Annotated in this window: 13 protein-coding genes; 8 read left to right on the top strand and 5 right to left on the bottom strand. The window is 53.2% G+C overall.

The window, feature by feature from the left end:
* Positions 1-512: 512 nt before the first annotated feature.
* Together fadI and fadJ are read left to right on the top strand one after the other, a co-directional pair.
* A complete protein-coding gene (gene fadI, locus ACSF8X_RS13770) occupies positions 513-1,823 on the top strand; it encodes an acetyl-CoA C-acyltransferase FadI (RefSeq protein WP_500850240.1) in 1,311 nt (436 codons plus the stop codon).
* Positions 1,823-3,952, top strand: a complete 2,130-nt coding sequence (gene fadJ, locus ACSF8X_RS13765) for a fatty acid oxidation complex subunit alpha FadJ (RefSeq protein WP_500850239.1) — start codon at positions 1,823-1,825, stop codon at positions 3,950-3,952. The genes fadI and fadJ overlap by 1 nt, the downstream gene beginning before the upstream one ends.
* A gap of 45 nt (positions 3,953-3,997) precedes the next feature.
* Here the strand turns inward: fadJ and ACSF8X_RS13760 are convergent, their stop codons facing one another.
* Both ACSF8X_RS13760 and ACSF8X_RS13755 read right to left on the bottom strand, forming a co-directional pair.
* Positions 3,998-4,282, bottom strand: a complete 285-nt coding sequence (locus ACSF8X_RS13760) for a hypothetical protein (RefSeq protein ID WP_500850238.1) — start codon at positions 4,280-4,282, stop codon at positions 3,998-4,000.
* A gap of 261 nt (positions 4,283-4,543) precedes the next feature.
* Positions 4,544-7,306, bottom strand: coding sequence for an insulinase family protein (locus ACSF8X_RS13755; RefSeq protein WP_500850237.1), 2,763 nt, complete (start codon positions 7,304-7,306; stop codon positions 4,544-4,546).
* A 346-nt stretch (positions 7,307-7,652) separates the two neighbouring features.
* Here ACSF8X_RS13755 and sixA point away from each other — a divergent pair, with 346 nt between their 5' ends.
* Together sixA and ACSF8X_RS13745 are read left to right on the top strand one after the other, a co-directional pair.
* Positions 7,653-8,126 (top strand): phosphohistidine phosphatase SixA, encoded by a 474-nt coding sequence (sixA, locus tag ACSF8X_RS13750; RefSeq protein ID WP_500850235.1) that lies wholly within the window; start codon positions 7,653-7,655, stop codon positions 8,124-8,126.
* Between the two features lie 82 nt (positions 8,127-8,208).
* Positions 8,209-8,562, top strand: a complete 354-nt coding sequence (locus ACSF8X_RS13745; RefSeq protein ID WP_240478239.1) for a hypothetical protein — start codon at positions 8,209-8,211, stop codon at positions 8,560-8,562.
* Between the two features lie 72 nt (positions 8,563-8,634).
* Here the strand turns inward: ACSF8X_RS13745 and smrB are convergent, their stop codons facing one another.
* Positions 8,635-9,165 carry an endonuclease SmrB gene (gene smrB, locus ACSF8X_RS13740; RefSeq protein WP_047877410.1) on the bottom strand — a complete coding sequence of 177 codons (531 nt, stop codon included), beginning with the start codon at positions 9,163-9,165 and terminating at the stop codon, positions 8,635-8,637.
* 54 nt (positions 9,166-9,219) lie between these two features.
* Here smrB and prmB point away from each other — a divergent pair, with 54 nt between their 5' ends.
* Positions 9,220-10,152 (top strand): 50S ribosomal protein L3 N(5)-glutamine methyltransferase, encoded by a 933-nt coding sequence (prmB, locus tag ACSF8X_RS13735; protein ID WP_047877409.1) that lies wholly within the window; start codon positions 9,220-9,222, stop codon positions 10,150-10,152.
* 82 nt (positions 10,153-10,234) lie between these two features.
* Here the strand turns inward: prmB and queC are convergent, their stop codons facing one another.
* Positions 10,235-10,933 (bottom strand): 7-cyano-7-deazaguanine synthase QueC, encoded by a 699-nt coding sequence (gene queC / locus ACSF8X_RS13730; protein WP_047877408.1) that lies wholly within the window; start codon positions 10,931-10,933, stop codon positions 10,235-10,237.
* 260 nt (positions 10,934-11,193) lie between these two features.
* Positions 11,194-12,261, bottom strand: a complete 1,068-nt coding sequence (locus ACSF8X_RS13725; protein WP_500850234.1) for a PLP-dependent cysteine synthase family protein — start codon at positions 12,259-12,261, stop codon at positions 11,194-11,196.
* A 130-nt stretch (positions 12,262-12,391) separates the two neighbouring features.
* Here ACSF8X_RS13725 and ACSF8X_RS13720 point away from each other — a divergent pair, with 130 nt between their 5' ends.
* From ACSF8X_RS13720 to ACSF8X_RS13710, 3 genes are all read left to right on the top strand, one after another.
* The gene (locus ACSF8X_RS13720; protein WP_500850233.1) at positions 12,392-12,865 is read left to right on the top strand and encodes an Lrp/AsnC family transcriptional regulator; all 474 of its coding nucleotides are present in this window, start codon (positions 12,392-12,394) and stop codon (positions 12,863-12,865) included.
* Positions 12,866-13,016: 151 nt separating this feature from the next.
* Positions 13,017-14,756: an ABC transporter transmembrane domain-containing protein gene (locus tag ACSF8X_RS13715; RefSeq protein ID WP_500850232.1), complete on the top strand. Its 1,740-nt coding sequence runs from the start codon at positions 13,017-13,019 to the stop codon at positions 14,754-14,756.
* Positions 14,756-16,552: an ABC transporter transmembrane domain-containing protein gene (locus ACSF8X_RS13710; protein WP_500850231.1), complete on the top strand. Its 1,797-nt coding sequence runs from the start codon at positions 14,756-14,758 to the stop codon at positions 16,550-16,552. The genes ACSF8X_RS13715 and ACSF8X_RS13710 overlap by 1 nt, the downstream gene beginning before the upstream one ends.
* The last annotated feature ends 31 nt before the right edge of the window (positions 16,553-16,583 follow it).

Genomic DNA, 16,583 nt, shown 5'->3' with positions numbered 1-16,583 from the left:
GAATACGTCCCATATTTCTGGTGTTTCGGATCTTGTTGTGACAATTGATCCAATAAACCGCGCTAAAATTGATCTGGTTCAAATTGTGTCTTCTCCAGCAAGTTATAGTAGACACCGTCATCTGATAGTAAGTGTTGGTGCCGTTGCTAGGATTTTGCAGCGAAACTAAGGCTTAGTATCTGTTGAGCAAGATGACAACTTCCTTTTGAAGGCTGACTTTACTTTCTCCTATCAGGCTTGCCTGATTTGCAATTGGCTTTACGTTAATTGACTTATGCTATACATGGATTGCTTTCCGTGTAGTTATTTCGAACCATACCAAATCGGTATGGTTTTTTTTTATCTTAGCATTCCAGTTGGCTAAAAACTGACCGCACTTTTATTCCCTTCTTTTTATTCTACTATCGCATAGTTCTCATTTTTTAAACATTTGTTTGATTATGATAACAACTGAATTACAATTCATTGTGGTCAGACCTCATATAAATGACTTAAAAGCATAAGGAGTTGCGATGGCACGTCTCCAGAATCTCACCACTCACAGCGGTGAGCGCATCGCGGTTGTCGGTGGATTACGAACCCCGTTTGCCCGTCAGGCAACGGCTTTTGATGGTGTATCAGCCCTGGATATGGGCAAGATGGTTGTCAGTGAAATGATCCGCCGGGTCGATATCGATCCCAAGCTGATAGAGCAGGTGGTCTTTGGTCAGGTGGTGCTTATGCCCGAAGCTCCGAACATCGCCCGCGAGATAGTGCTAGGCACCGGGATGAATGTCGGAACAGATGCCTACAGCGTTACCCGCGCCTGTGCGACCAGTTTTCAGGCCGCGGCCAATGTGGCTGAAAGTATTATGGCCGGCACAATTGATATCGGTATCGCAGGGGGGGCGGATTCATCGTCGGTGGTGCCGATAGGTGTATCTAAGAAGATGGCCTCGACACTGTTGGCGCTCAGTAAAGCCAAGATAATGAGCAAGCGGTTGAAATTATTGAGCAAGCTCAGCGTCAAAGATCTCATGCCTGTGCCTCCTGCCGTTGCGGAGTACTCCACCGGATTGAGTATGGGGCAGACGGCAGAGCAGATGGCCAAGAGTCATAGTATCAGCCGAGAAGCACAAGATGCTTTTGCCCATCGCTCGCACACCCTTGCCGCACAGGCTTGGCGTGATGGCTTGATTCAGGGCGAGGTGATGACGGCCTTCCCCGAACCTTACCGCCAGTGGATCGACATGGATAACAATATCCGCGAGGATTCAAGCCTTGAATCTTACGCCAAACTGCGTCCTGCTTTCGATCGCAAGTTCGGCTCGGTGACGGCAGCCAATGCGACCCCGCTTACCGATGGAGCCGCTGCTATTATGCTGATGCGTGAAGGGCGGGCCAAGGAGCTTGGACTCGAACCGCTGGGCTTTATCCGCTCATTTGCGTTTTCTGCTATTGGGGTCGAGCAAGATATGTTGATGGGCCCCTCTTATGCTACGCCGCTGGCCCTAGACCGCGCCGGTATCACTCTGTCTGATCTTACCTTGATTGATATGCATGAGGCGTTCGCTGCCCAGACTCTTGCCAATGTGAAAATGTTCGGCTCTGCCTCGTTTGCCCGCGAGAAGCTGGGGCGGAGCGAGGCCATTGGCGAGATAGATATGGATAAGTTCAATGTGCTCGGCGGTTCAATTGCCTATGGCCACCCGTTTGCGGCGACCGGGGCAAGGATGATTACCCAGACCTTGCGGGAGCTCAAGCGCCGCGGTGGCGGCTTGGCACTCAATACCGCCTGTGCGGCTGGTGGCCTTGGGGCTGCCATGATTTTGGAGGCAGAATAATGACTGATCATCAATCTGCATTCAGCCTGTCAGTGGCTGATAATGGTATTGCCTGGCTAAAAATTGATGTGCCAGACGAAAAGATGAATACCCTACAGGCTGCTTTTGGCGAACAAGTTGGCGCAGTATTGGCGGAGCTGAAGGGGCGTTCGGATATCAAGGGAATGGTGGTTCATTCCGGCAAGCCCGATAATTTTGTTGCGGGGGCAGATATTCGAATGCTCGATGCCTGCCGGACCGCCGATGAGGCAAGGGAGCTAGCGAGCCAAGGTCAGCAGCTGTTTGCCGAGCTTGAAAGCCTGCCTTTCCACATTGTTGCTGCGATCCACGGGCCGTGTCTCGGTGGTGGTTTGGAGTTGGCGCTAGCCTGCCATAGCCGGATTTGTTCCGATGACGATAAGACTCGTCTCGGGTTACCGGAAGTCCAGTTGGGTTTGTTACCGGGATCGGGAGGCACACAGCGCTTGCCGCGTCTGATAGGGGTTGCTGGTGCGCTGGATATGATTCTTACCGGCAAGCAGTTGCGTGCCAAAAAAGCCAAGAAGCTGGGTGTTGTCGACGAGGTGGTGCCTGTTAGTATTCTGCTGACGGTTGCCGAGCAGTACGCATTGCAACCTAAACCCAAACGTAAGCTGGCACTGAAAGATCGAGCAATGGGGGGCAACCTGCTGGGGCGTTCGTTGGTGTTTGACCAGGCTGGCAAGGCTACCCGAGCCAAAACTCGCGGTAATTATCCGGCAACGGAGGCAATCCTTGAGGTGGTAAAATACGGCCTTGAGCGCGGCATGGAGAAGGGATTGGAGCGCGAGGCAAAATTGTTCGGCGACTTGGTGATGACACCGGAGTCAGCAGCGCTGCGTAGCATATTCTTTGCCACCACTGCGATGAAAAAAGAGACGGGATCCAGTGCTGAACCACGCCCGATCAACAAAGTGGGCGTGCTGGGAGGCGGCTTGATGGGCGGCGGGATCAGCCATGTCACAGCAATAAAAGCCGGCTATCCTGTCAGGATCAAAGATATTGCCAATGAGGGGCTGCTCAACGCACTGTCATACAACTACCGCCTGCTCGACAAGAAGCGCAAGCGCCGAATTATCTCCAAAGCTCAGCTCCAGCAAAATATGCTGTCGATATCGGCAGGCGTTGACTACAGCGGCTTCGATCATTTGGATGTTGTCATCGAGGCGGTGTTTGAAGATCTTAAGCTTAAGCACCAGATGGTGGCGGAGATTGAGGCAAACGCCAAGCCCGATACGATTTTTGCCACTAATACCTCATCATTGCCGATACATCAGATCGCAGAGGCCGCCCAGCGCCCGGAAAATGTGGTGGGACTTCACTATTTCAGCCCGGTAGAGAAGATGCCGCTGGCAGAGGTCATCCCCCATCAAGGCACTTCGGAAGAGACAATAGCCACCGTCGTTTCATTGGCCAAAAAGCAGGGCAAGACACCGATAGTCGTTGGTGATAGCGCTGGGTTCTATGTTAACCGTATTCTGGCCCCCTATATGAACGAAGCGGCGTTTATCCTGCTAAGCGGCGAACCGATAGAGCACTTGGATAATGCCTTGCTTGATTTCGGTTTCCCGGTTGGGCCGATCACTTTGCTTGATGAGGTCGGTGTCGATATCGGCGCCAAGATCATGCCTATATTGATCGCAGAGCTTGGTGAGCGTTTTCAGGGACCTGACGTTTTTGATGTTTTACTCAAAGATGGCCGTAAGGGGCGCAAGAGCGGCAAGGGGTTCTACCGTTACGATACCAAGAAAAAAGAGGTGGATAAGAGCGTCTATAAATTATTGGATCTCAAGCCAGAAACGAAAGCCAATGCGGAGGATATCGCGCTGCGCTGTGCGCTTATGATGCTTAACGAGGCGGCGCGCTGTCTGGATGAAGGCGTGGTGCGCAGTGCCCGCGACGGTGATATCGGTGCGATATTCGGTATTGGCTTCCCGCCATTCCTTGGTGGGCCGTTCCGCTATATGGATCAGCTGGGCATTGACAAGATTGTCGCTTTGCTCAATGAGCATACCGATCGCTATGGTGAACGTTTCAGGCCTTGCGAGCGTCTGGTGGTAATGGCACAGGAGGGCCAGTGTTTCTATCCGCAGGAAGGGGCAGAAGCGTAGCGTTTGTAGGTTTGTGATGAAAAAGGGCCGATAAGGCCCTTTTTATTATTTGGATTTAACACATTTGATACGGAAACGGGGTTCAAAAAAACGCGGCCGTAAAAAATGATACCCTGTCATGGTGATGAGCAGAGCGACGATAGCATTGACCCCGAGCAAAAAGGTCAGGGGCAGGCTTAGCAGTACAATAAAGCCAAGTGCGTACATAATGATATCCGTTTCGCTATGTACCAAAGCTGTTTTGCAGTGCGGGCAGCTGAAATGTTCGTCGTAATCTTTTAGGCGCGGTACATCTAGTGCGGTTGAGCACATTGGGCATGTTTTTTTCATTATCGCTGAATTATGTATTGAAATGCTAAAAATTGCATAGCTGGTAGACATAATGAGCTAAAATAATAACCTTTTCCATAGATATTGTTCTATTTGTGAACGGTATTTTTTATTGATATGAGTTTGTTTGCTTATATATTGATTAGTAAGGTTAAAGAATAAGCGAGCCAGAAGAAGGAGGCCCGTTAATTAGACGGGCCTTGCTGGGACAGAATGGGCTTCAACGATCTCTCGTGCACCAGAGACTATGTCAAACTGGTGTTAATAAGCCTTGCTTTGAAACTCATTAACCGACTCGATTTCGCTGCCGATTAGCAATGGTTCCAGATCTTTGTGTGCTTGGCCTTGGCAGTGCATCACAATCCGGTTTGCCGTGCGTGGCTTGATGATATCGACAATGAATTTCACCATGTCGGCGCGGCTTAGGGCTTCCAGCGCTTCAACGACTTTTTGTCGTTGATTGAAGTCAGTATCCTTGTTACCTATGCTGACCCAGAAGCGCTGGGCCCGAGCTCGTAGGTTAGTATCCGGCTCTGAAATCTGAGCAATGAGCCCCTGTTTGCTGGCCTGCCACTGGGCGTCGTTGAGCTCTAGGAGCACAAGGGAAAAGGCATTAGTGAACTCGTCCATCGCATCCAGAAGTTGGGTCGGCGCCGCGACCGGTGACTGAATATACAAGATCAATCCCGGGTGGCGGTTCAACGGTAGGTTGGCGGTGCCAACCATGTAGCCCAGTTGCTGACGGGTCCGCAGTTCATGGAAGAAGGTGGTAGACATTAAATGGTTGGCCAGCGTGTAGATGGCAATCTTGCGCGGCGTGGTCGCGCGTGATTGGTAATACATCAGCAAGGCGGAATCGGCGTGGCTACAGCGAACTTCGTGGCGAAGGGTGCCTGATTTGCCAAGGTGAACGAGTGGTCGCTGGGATTCGCCGTACAATTGGTCCGTGACCCGGAAAGCATCCTTGAGGATTTCAGCCAGGGCAAGGGCATCTTCTTTCAACCAGTTGCCGTAGATAAAGGTATCGATGTGCAGCTCGGCAAACATCGCCTCGACAAAAGCTGGCAGCTCGTCCACCTCAATGCTCTCGAGGGCTTCGAGCAGCACGGGGTATGGCGGGTTGTTGGGCTGCAACAGTCCGGTTAGTTCGTTGAACAGTTGGGATATAGGCTTGTCCTGTGCGGCATTGCGCCAGCTGCGGAGCATCTGAGCCTTGATATTATTGAATCGCTCAAGGTTGAACTGGCGGTTGGCAAACTGATCCAGCAATAGCTGGAGTAGTAGCGGTTGTTTTTCGCTAAAGCCTGAAAGCTGAAGTGTGACCCCGCCTTGGTGAGCATACAAATTATAAGACATACCGGCAATTTCAGCCGGATAGGCCGCTTCGTTGATCGCGTCGAGCAGCATTTCAACACACAGCCGCGTTTTGACGATATTGCGCGGTGAGCTGACAGCATGCGGGCTGTCGATCGCCACGTAAACCACCCCTTTGGGCACGCGGAATTCATGCTCCTGTTTGAACCACAGGCGAAATCCCGGTAGATCCTGAAGGAGCTGGGGTGGCTGGTCGGCATCGTCAGCCAGTGCGTGCGGCTCGAATTTCTCGCATAGGAAAGGGTTTGGCTCAGGCAGTTTAAGCGCATCGTCATGGCCTGGCTGTTGCCATTGTGCCAGTTGCTCGTTGCTAAAAGGAACGACCTTATACGGTGTGTGGTACCAGTTGGCCACCTGATCGTAATCCTGCCCTTGGGCGATAAGCACCAGCCGCATGTTGTCTGGCACCAATTGATCTAGCAGGCCGGTAATAAGTGCTTCGTTGTAACCAGACATCATATAGTCGCCATAGATAAGGTCTTCTGGCGCATAGTGAAGCAAGTTCATGACTAGGTAGCTGACGGTATCGAGCGGCCGGCTTTTTTCCTGATAACGAAAAGCCATTTCAAGCACCGCTTTTTTCTCTTCGTAGCGCCACTCATCAAGGCCTTTTTGACGGATGATATTGATATAGCGGAACACTGCCGCGACGATATCGTCGATTTTGTCCATACCGGCTGGGGTGAGATTCAGGCTGATTGTGAACTCACGGAAGTTGCTGCCGCTCACCCCGCCACCAGCCGCGAGGGTATTGATCAGGCCCTGGCCCTTCAAGACGGACATTAGGCTGCCGCTACCTTCGTTGCCAAGTAGGTTGGCTATGTAGGAAAGGGGCTTTTCGCGATAGTAGCTATCAACGGCTGGCAGCGAGAATGATAGGGTTAGTTTACGGACTTCCTTGATCGGCTCGATGGTGATCATCCGGCCATTTTCGGCATCGGTCACCAGCGGCGCGGTGATCTCGGGTTTGACTTCGCCGTGGTTGGCGATATCTCTGAAGAATGTCTCGGCAAATGCCTGTTGCTCATCAAGGCTTTGCGGCCCGAGCAAGACTAGCCCCATTAGGTTGGCAGAGTAATGGCTGCGGTAGAACTCAATGAGCTCATCGCGAACGGATCTTTGACGATCGGCCAAGGTCGTCAGGTCGCCAACCGAAAACTTAGAAAATGGGTGGGCCTGATTGATCGTTTCTTTGTGGACCTGATACAGGCGGCGGACGTCGTCTTTGAGTTTGAGCTTATATTCCGAATCGACCGCATTGCGCTCTTTGTCCACGGCCTCTTCGTTAAACAGCGGGGCGGTGAAGAACTGGCCGAAACGGTCTAGTCCCTCGCAAAAAGCATGGGGAGAGACCTCGAAGAAAAAGGTTGTGTTCTCGGTGCCGGTCCAGGCATTGTTGCTGCCGCCGTTTTGGTTGATGAAGGTTTGAAACTCACCAACACGCGGGTATTTTTCTGTTCCCAGAAAGAGCATGTGCTCGAGAAAGTGCGCCATTCCCTCGCGGTCGTTCGGATCGTCAAAATGACCGACCTTGACCGACAAGGCTGCTGCTGAGCGGGGGGCCTCGGCATCATGAACCAGTAATACCTTCAGCTCGTTTGCCAAGGTGAGGTAGCGGTATTGCTTCGGGTCATTTGGACTTTTATGCACGGGGGACGCCTATTTCTTTTGGGAAGTAGGGTAATTATGACGTTCATTACCGAGGGTGGCAAATATAACGAAGAGTAATTGTTAGCTAAACAAAAGCTTAGGTTTAGTAAGCGGTAAGAATAGGGAAGGTATCCGGCTGGACGATATATTGTGTCAATTTGAGACTGTGATCAGGTATCACATAATGGGCACACGTTTTGCCTAAATTCTGTTTTCAGAATAGGTCACTTGCTAGCATAATCGGGAGACATGCTAGCTCGCTAGGCTTGATCCTTCACTCCGTTGGCCCTGTATGTAGATTAAGGGCTATGCAGTGCGGATACCTGCCTGCGAAATTGGAAAATATATGCGAATTTACATCATGCGTCATGGTGAAGCAGCAACCTTTGCAGCCACTGATGCCGAACGCCCCCTTACAGAGCGCGGTGAGCGATATTCAGCTCAAATGGCTGCCCAGCTCAGCCAGCAGCTTGATCAGGGGTTAGATATGGTATGGGTCAGCCCGTATTTGCGTGCCCAGCAGACATGGCAGGCGATGGCCCCGCATTTGCCATCGCCCCAGCGGCTGATGGAGGTCGAAGACATTACCCCTTACGGTGATGCCGAGCAGGTCGCTGCTTATGTTAAGGCGATGGTTGCCATTGAGCGTCCCGAGACCCTACTGGTCATTTCTCATTTGCCGTTGGTTGGCTACCTGTCTGCCGAACTGGTGGCAGGGATGCAACCGCCGATGTTCATTACTTCCTCGGTACTGGCGATCGATTATGATTTGGAGACCGAGCAGGCCGCATACCTTTGGCAAGCCAACCCGGAAGGATAATGCGTGTTAAATTGGCATTAAGGTTTCGCGCGGGCTGGCCGATAGCAATATCTCCAGCTCGTTTACATGAATAGATACCTTGATGAAAAATTTACTATCAGTGCTGTTGGGCGTTTTGTTGCTGTCAGGCTGTATGCAGATGCCGCAACAGGAACAGGTAACCAACATCAGTGCCAATGCGGCGATCGAGTGGGTTAACGGACGCAATGAGAATATGCATATTTCTCCTTCAGGCAGTACGTTGACCTTTGCCTCGTCGAAAAGTGACATTACCATTTTTTCGCGCATTGACAGTGCCCGCAACGGTAGCTGTGAGTACTACTACAGTGAGCAGTCCGTTAAGACACGGATACAGGTTTGCGAAAATGGCGAAGTGACACTGATTGTTGGCGGTAAGGTTGCCAATGTCGGTATGCTGGCAAAATTTGAAGAGTAACTAGCCGTTTTACATCGGTTAAAGTAAGGGCGGCGGCACTGCAGAGCCAGTACCGCGCATGAACGAGGCTGATTATCGTTCGGGAATATCGAGCAATACCAGCAGAGCACCGTCGCCGCCGAATTCGAGCGGCGCTTGGTGGAAGGCCATGACATCAGGGTGCTGGGCCAGCCACAACGGGGCCTTTTGCTTGAGGATATGCTTGCCGATACCGTGCATGACGCAACAGCATGCCACGCCTTCTTTTAGGCAAGCGGCAATCATCGCGGCTAATTCGCGTTTGGCCTCTTGCTGGGTCATGCCGTGCATGTCCAGGTACATATCAGGAACATAGACGCCACGGCGGAGTTTTTTGACTTCGTACTTGGATACCCCGGTACGGGCATAGTGGGTCGGGCCGTTTTCATTGAGGTGCGGCTCGAACTCGTCCGAGAAATAAAACTCATGGTTTTGTCGCTCTTTTGCCAAGAGTTTAGGGGTATCTGCTTTTGTGCTCTGTCGGCGGGGCGCGATTATGGTATCATGCGAGATCTTTTTTACGCCCTTAACCGCTTCCTGGAAGAGGCTAAAGTCTTCATCCAGGATATGATCTTTTTTGCTCATAGTTAACAATCCAACAACTTATTAGCGGTATTGTAGCGCCATTCGGAGGCTATTTTGGATAAGATTTTTGTCGACGAAGCTGTCAACGAACTTCATACATTACAAGACATGTTGCGCTGGACGGTAAGCCGTTTCAATGCTGCGGGTCTTTTTTACGGTCATGGAACCGATAATGCGTGGGACGAGGCCGTACAGCTTGTTTTGCCAACCCTATACCTTCCTTTGGACGTTCCGTCCGAGGTACGTTTCTCTCGCCTGACTAGCAGCGAGCGCCACCGTATTGTAGAGCGTGTTATCCGCCGTATCAACGAGCGCACGCCGGTCTCTTATCTGACCAACAAGGCATACTTCTGCGGCATGGAGTTCTTTGTCGACGAACGCGTGCTTGTGCCGCGCTCGCCAATCGGTGAGCTGATCGATAATTTCTTCGAACCGTTCCTGAAAGAGCGTCCGACTCGCATCATGGATCTGTGTACGGGCTCTGGCTGTATCGGTATTGCCTGTGCCCATGCTTTCCCTGAAGCTGAAGTGGATATCGTTGATATCTCTGTCGATGCTCTGGCTGTTGCCGAGCAGAACATTCAGGACCATGGTCTTGAGCAGCAGGTGATCCCGCTGCGTTCGGATCTTCTGCGAGATGTACCGAAGGACAAATACGACCTGATCGTAACTAATCCGCCGTATGTTGACCAAGAAGATATGGACAACCTACCGGAAGAGTTCCGCCATGAGCCTGAGCTGGGCTTGGCTGCGGGCAGTGACGGCCTGAAACTGGTTCGCCGTATTCTGGCTAATGCACCTGATTACCTGAAAGAAGACGGTGTGTTGATCTGTGAAGTGGGCAACTCGATGATCCATATGGAAGAGCAGTACCCGCATATTCCGTTTACTTGGATCGAGTTCGAGAACGGCGGCCACGGCGTGTTCATGCTAACCCGTGAGCAGCTAGTGGACTGTGCCGAGGATTTCGCCCTGTACCGCGATTAATCCACCACGGTTGCAAAGACAAAAAACCGAAGCCAAGGCTTCGGTTTTTTTATGGCTGTTTCATGCCGGGGAGGCTCTTGGGTTAGGCTTTGCCAGCTTGTTGCTTGCTTTCCAACTCGGCCATGATCGTCGTGCGGTTGGCTAGGTAGCTGTCCAAGCCTGCTTTGCGAAGATCACAAGACGGGCAGTCGCCACAGCCGTCGCCGATCACCCCGTTGTAGCAGGTCAGGGTTTTCTCGCGTACGAAGTCGAGTTTACCGTATTGGTCGGCCAGCGCCCAGGTTTCGGCCTTGTTGAGCCACATCAATGGCGTGTCGATCCGCAGTGGGCGATCCATTCCCAGAACCAGCGATTGGTTGAGGGATTTGACGAACTCGTCGCGGCAATCCGGGTAGCCGGAGAAGTCGGTTTCGCATACACCGGTGATCACTGCTTCGGCACCGATCTGGTAGGCGTAGATCCCGGCGAGGGTGAGGAAAAGGATATTGCGGCCAGGCACAAACGAATTCGGCAGGCCGTTCTCCTGCAACTCGTGGGAGACAGGGATGTTGTCGCGGGTCAAGGAGCTGATTGCCAGTTCGTTGAGCAGGCCGACGTCCATCACTTTGTGGGCGGCAACACCCAGTTCTTGGCAAATTGACTCGGCCACTTCGATTTCCAGCTTGTGGCGCTGGCCATAATCGAACGTAATACAGTGCACCTCATCATAGTGGGCCATGGCTTGGATCAGGCAGGTGGTGGAGTCCTGGCCGCCACTAAATACAACTACGGCTTTGCGCATAAAAGTCTTCCTATATTCTTTTCGTACCGAAAAACAGTCGGTAGGGGACTACCTAAATATCACTCTCGATATTTATCTTATGGTAGGCCAAAGGCAGGTTCTCCCTTGGCTCGGCAATGCTACCGCAGTGTGCCGGATGAGGGAAGTTGAAAGATAGGGGCAAAAAAGCAGGGCGTAAATGGAAAAGCCGCAGCACGGGCTGCGGCGACGCTGTCGAGGTACAAATAGAGGCAGGACAGGCTGGTAAGCATAAACAGGAGCTAGGCCAGAATCCCGCTGTGTTCAAAGGTGTTGAGCTGTTCGAGGTAGCCGGAAATATCCCCGATGTTGGCGCTGATCCATGCCGGGTCGTAATAGGTATCGAGATAGCGCTCGCCGCTGTCGCACAGCAGGGTCACGATAGAACCTTGTTCACCACGGGCCCGCATTTCGCTGGCCAGTTGCAGCACCCCGTACAGGTTGGTGCCGGTTGATGCCCCGGCTTTGCGGCCGAGCAGCTTTTCGAGCCAGTAGATCGTGGCAATGCTGGCGGCATCTGGAATCGTGTGCATTTCATCGACCACGTCGGGAATGAAGCTCGGTTCGACGCGCGGCCTGCCGATCCCCTCGATCCGGCTGCCGCAATTGCCGACAATATTTGGGTCTCGAGTCTGGTAGAAGGCATGGAACACCGAGTTTTCCGGATCGACGACGCATAGCTTGGTATCGTGCATCTGGTAGCGGATATAGCGGCCAATAGTCGCGGATGTGCCGCCCGTGCCCGCACTCATCACAATCCAGCGGGGGACGGGATGGGCCTCGAGCTTCATTTGCTCGAATATACTGTTGGCAATATTGTTGTTGCCGCGCCAGTCAGTGGCCCGCTCGGCGTATGTGAATTGATCCATATAATGGCCGTTGAGCGCCGAGGCCAGCTTGCGTGATTCGTCGTAGATGGCAGCCGGGCTATCGACGAAATGCGCCTTGCCGCCGTAGAACTCGATCTGCTCGATTTTCTTGCGGGCGGTATGGCGGGGGACGACGGCGATAAACGGCAGTCCCAGTAACCGGGCGAAATAGGCTTCGGAAACCGCCGTGCTGCCCGATGACGATTCGATGATGGTGGTGTCTTCACCAATCCAGCCATTGCATAGCGCGTAGAGGAACAGTGAGCGGGCCAGACGGTGCTTGAGGCTACCGGTTGGATGGGTGCTTTCGTCCTTGAGGTAGATGTCGACCCCGTCCAGTACCGGAATATCCAGTTTGATCAGATGGGTATCGGCAGAACGTTGGTAATCGGCCTCAATTTTACGGATGGCAGTGCTAATCCAGTGCGGGTCACGGTTCATGGTTGGATCCTTATGGTGATAGCCGGAACAAGGTATAGAGGTAATGTAGCCCGTATTACCAAGAAAGACTTTGCATTGTTTACTGCCAAATCGATAGAATGGAGGAAATTTTTCTCCTATTCTGAATTCTATGAGCAATAAGATCGCTGATTTGGACAAAACCGACCGTACTCTGCTTCGCCTGCTGCAGCATGATGCGACCTTGTCGCTGGCCGAGTTGGCCGATGCCGTCAACCTGACCACGACCCCGTGCTGGAAGCGCCTCAAACGGCTGGAGGAAAGTGGGGTATTGCGGCAGCGGGTGGCGCTGCTGGATCCGGCCAAGATCGGGCTCTCTTTTATCGCCTTCGTCCAGATCAAGACCAGCAACCATTCCAAGGAGTGGTACCACTGTTTTGTGGCGACGGTGTCGGAGTTCCCCGAAGTGATGGAGTTCTACCGGATGGCGGGCGAATACGATTACATGATGAAGGTGCAGGTGGCCGACATGCAGGCGTTTGACTCGTTCTACAAGAAGTTGGTCAATAGCATCGAGGGGCTGACCAATGTGACGTCGACCTTTGCGATGGAGCCGCTCAAGTATACGACAGCACTACCGGTATAGCGCTCTCGTTGCCAGCCATACATTTATGGGCTAAAAGATAAAATTTAGCACTATCTTCTGAATACGCCCTTGCTCAAGACAAGCGTTTGATTTACTAAAGGTAATCATGCAAGTTGTTGGGATGGTAATGAGGCGTGTGAGGAGGGAGCCCATGCAGGTATTCTGGCAACTTAGATGGTATTTTTTGCAGCAATGGCGACGTTATGGCGGTGCCATTGCCATTTTGGTTGTAGTCTCCCTTTTTGAACTGCTTCCGCCCCGTGCGATTGGCTGGATTGTCGATGGCGTGGTGGCCGGCGAGATGACGTTGCCGATGATGTTCGGCTGGCTGGTTACGCTGGCTCTGTTGTGGTTCTGCGTTTACGGCCTGCGCATTGTGTGGCGGGTGTGGCTATTCGGCGCGGCGGCCGAACTCGGCACCGTGCTGCGCAACCGGCTTTACCGCCATTTCTCATCCCATCCCCCTATTTTTTTCGAGCGTCATAAAACAGGCGACCTGATGGCCCGCTCGACGAATGACGTTAATGCCGTAGTAATGACGGCAGGTGAAGGCGTGCTAACAGCGGCCGACTCCTTGATCACCGGGTTGACGGTATTCATCGTGATGACGGCTTTCATTAGCTGGGAGCTGACCCTGTTGGCTCTGTTGCCAATGCCACTGATGGCGATCGCGGTGTTCTTCCTCGGTCGCCAGCTTCATCACCGTTTTTCTGCCTCTCAGGCTGCTTTTTCCGATCTTACCGACAAGGCTCAGGAAACCCTCAATGGCGTGAGGATGATCCGTGCGTTTGGTTTGGAGCAACGCCAGCAGGCCGATTTCTCCGAGGTGGTCGATCAGGCCGGGGACAAGAATCTTGCGGTGGCTCAAGTCGATGCCAAGTTCGATCCGGTGATCCAGTTGGCCATCGGCCTGTCGTTTTTCCTCAGCATTGGCGGTGGTGCCTATCTGGTGCACATTGGCCGTTTGACGCTGGGGGATCTGACGGCGTTCACCCTCTATCAGGGCTTGATGATCTGGCCGATGCTGGCAATGGCTTGGCTGTTCAATATCCTTGAGCGTGGCTCGGCGGCCTGGAACCGCCTGCAGGCTATCTTCGAGCAAGAGCCGCAGATTGTCAGCGGCCAGACTCCGTTGGAGAGGACGCATCAGCCGTTGTCTGTGTCCATTGATGCGTTCGCTTGGCCCGGGCAGTCAAAACCCGCGTTGGAAGCGGTGCACTTTACCCTTGCCAGCGGTCAGATGCTGGGCCTTGCCGGGCCGATAGGCAGTGGCAAGTCGACCTTGCTGGCACTGTTGCTACGTCAGCATGAACTGGAACAGGGGCAGATCCTTTATGGCAACGTGCCGCTGAAAGAGGCGGATCTGCCGCAGTGGCGCAGCCGTTTTGCGGTGGTTAGCCAAGCCCCCTTCCTTTTTTCGCGAAGTATTGCCGATAACATTGCCTTGGGTCGCCCAGAAGCCAGCCTTGAGATGATCCGAGAGGCCGCCCGGGCTGCCTGTATTGATGAGGACATCATGCAGTTTCCCGCAGGCTACCGGACTATGGTAGGCGAGAAGGGGATCACCCTGTCGGGCGGGCAGAAGCAGCGTATTGCGATTGCCCGTGCGTTGTTGCTTGATGCCGAGATACTGGTGCTGGACGATGCCCTGTCGGCGGTCGACGGCAAGACCGAGCACAATATCCTCAGTAATTTGCGTCAGCACCGTGACAAAACAGTGATTGTGATTGCCCATCGCCTGACAGCGCTGGAAGAGGCTGACGAGATCATCGTGTTGCAGCAAGGGAGCATTGCTGAGCAAGGGGATCACCGAACCTTGGTGACACAGAACAACTGGTATGCCGAGATGTACCGATATCAGAAACTGGAACAGGCTATCGAGGGGGCATAATGGAAAACAAGACATTCAACAAGGCCATCGTTAGGCGTTTGCTGGGTTATGCCTTGGCTGATAGGAAAAAGCTGTCGGTAGCGCTGGGGTTTCTGTTGTTGGCATCATTGACGGACGTTGCTGGTCCGTGGCTGATCCAGCATTTCATCGACAATAACATCGCCAAGGATCATTTCCCCGCGGATGAACTGGCGATGTTGGCCGTAGCCTACCTCGGCCTGATGGTGGCCACCGCCCTGTTTCGTTATCTGCAGGCGATGCGTTTTAACGAGATTGCTATCGGTGTGGTGCAGACGATCCGCAAGCAGCTGTTCGGTAGAATTTTGAACCAGCCCCTGTCGGCATTCGATTATGTTCCGTCAGGTACTTTGATTTCACGGATCACCAATGATACCGAGTCGATCAAGGATTTTTATGTCCATGTTATCGGCTCGGTCCTGAAAAATATCACCTTGATCATCGCCATGCTGACTGTGATGAGCCTGATCAGCTGGCGGCTGACGCTGGTTGTGTTGGTTCTGTTGCCCGCAGTCGTGGCCGTGATGGTGGTCTACCAGCGCCGGAGCTCGGGGGCCTACCGCCAGATGCGCGATCTGCTGGCTGATATCAATGCCTCGATGAGCGAGTCTATTCAGGGAATGAGCCTGGTGCAGTTGATGCGCCAGGAAGAGGCGTTTTACCGTCAGTTTTCCGTATTGACCGGCAACCACCTTCAGGCTCAGATTGGGGTGACAAAGCTGAACGGCTTTTTGCTGCGGCCGCTGATCGACTTCCTTTCCGGTGTGGCGCTGCTCTCGCTGGTGGCGCTGTTTGGGGTCAGCGGGCTTGAGCTGATCGGGGTGGGGGTATTGTATGCTTTTATCAGCTATCTCGGCAGGGTAAGCGAGCCCCTGATCGAGCTCACCCAGCAGCTATCGCTGTTGCAGCAGGCTCTTGTGGCCAGCGAGCGGATTTTTGGTTTTATTGATGCCGCCCAGCAGCAATATGGCGATGATAATCACCCGCTAGCTTCCGGGCAATTGGCCTGCAACGGGGTCGGGTTTAGCTATGATGGCAAGCAGAACGTACTGGGGCAGATTGATATCAACTTGCCTCATCGGGGCTTCTTGGCCTTGGTGGGCCATACGGGGAGCGGCAAGAGTACCTTGGCGTCGTTGCTGATGGGGTTCTACCCGGCGACCGAGGGCGAGGTACGGCTTGATGGGCGGCCGCTGTCGTCATTGTCGCAAGATGTTCTGCGTAGCGGGATTGCGATGGTTCAGCAGGATCCCCATGTGCTCAGTGATAGTGTGCGAGAGAATATAACCCTTGGCCGGACAGTGGCCGGTAGCCATGCGGAGAGTGATGCGTTGTGCTGGCAGGCGCTTGAAGCCGTGGGGTTGGCGGAGCAGATCCGAAGGTTCGACGGCGGGTTGGATATGCGGCTGGGCAGCGGTGGGGCGAATCTGTCAGCGGGGCAGAAGCAGCTGCTGGCATTGGCCCGGGTGTTGGTGGCCAAGCCGCGAATTTTGATCCTCGATGAGGCGACGGCCAATATTGATTCGGGGACCGAGCGCCATATCCAGCAGGCCCTTGGGCGTTTGCGGCAGGACATGAGCATTGTCGTGATTGCCCATCGCCTGTCGACGATTGTCGATGCCGATGAAATTCTGGTACTGAGTCATGGCGAGGTGCTTGAGCGCGGTGATCATAATGGATTGCTCACGGTACAGGGGCACTATTGGCAGATGTATCAGCTGCAACAGGCCGGAGAACAGCTTCATCGGCTCGAAACAGAAGGGTGCAGTGCCAGTTAGATAAGAGAGGGGCAAGAGGAGCATTGTGCTC

The organism is Photobacterium panuliri, from assembly GCF_059920555.1.
The sequence above is the reverse complement of the archived record's forward strand: the minus strand, read 5'-3'. Positions and strand labels throughout refer to the sequence as shown.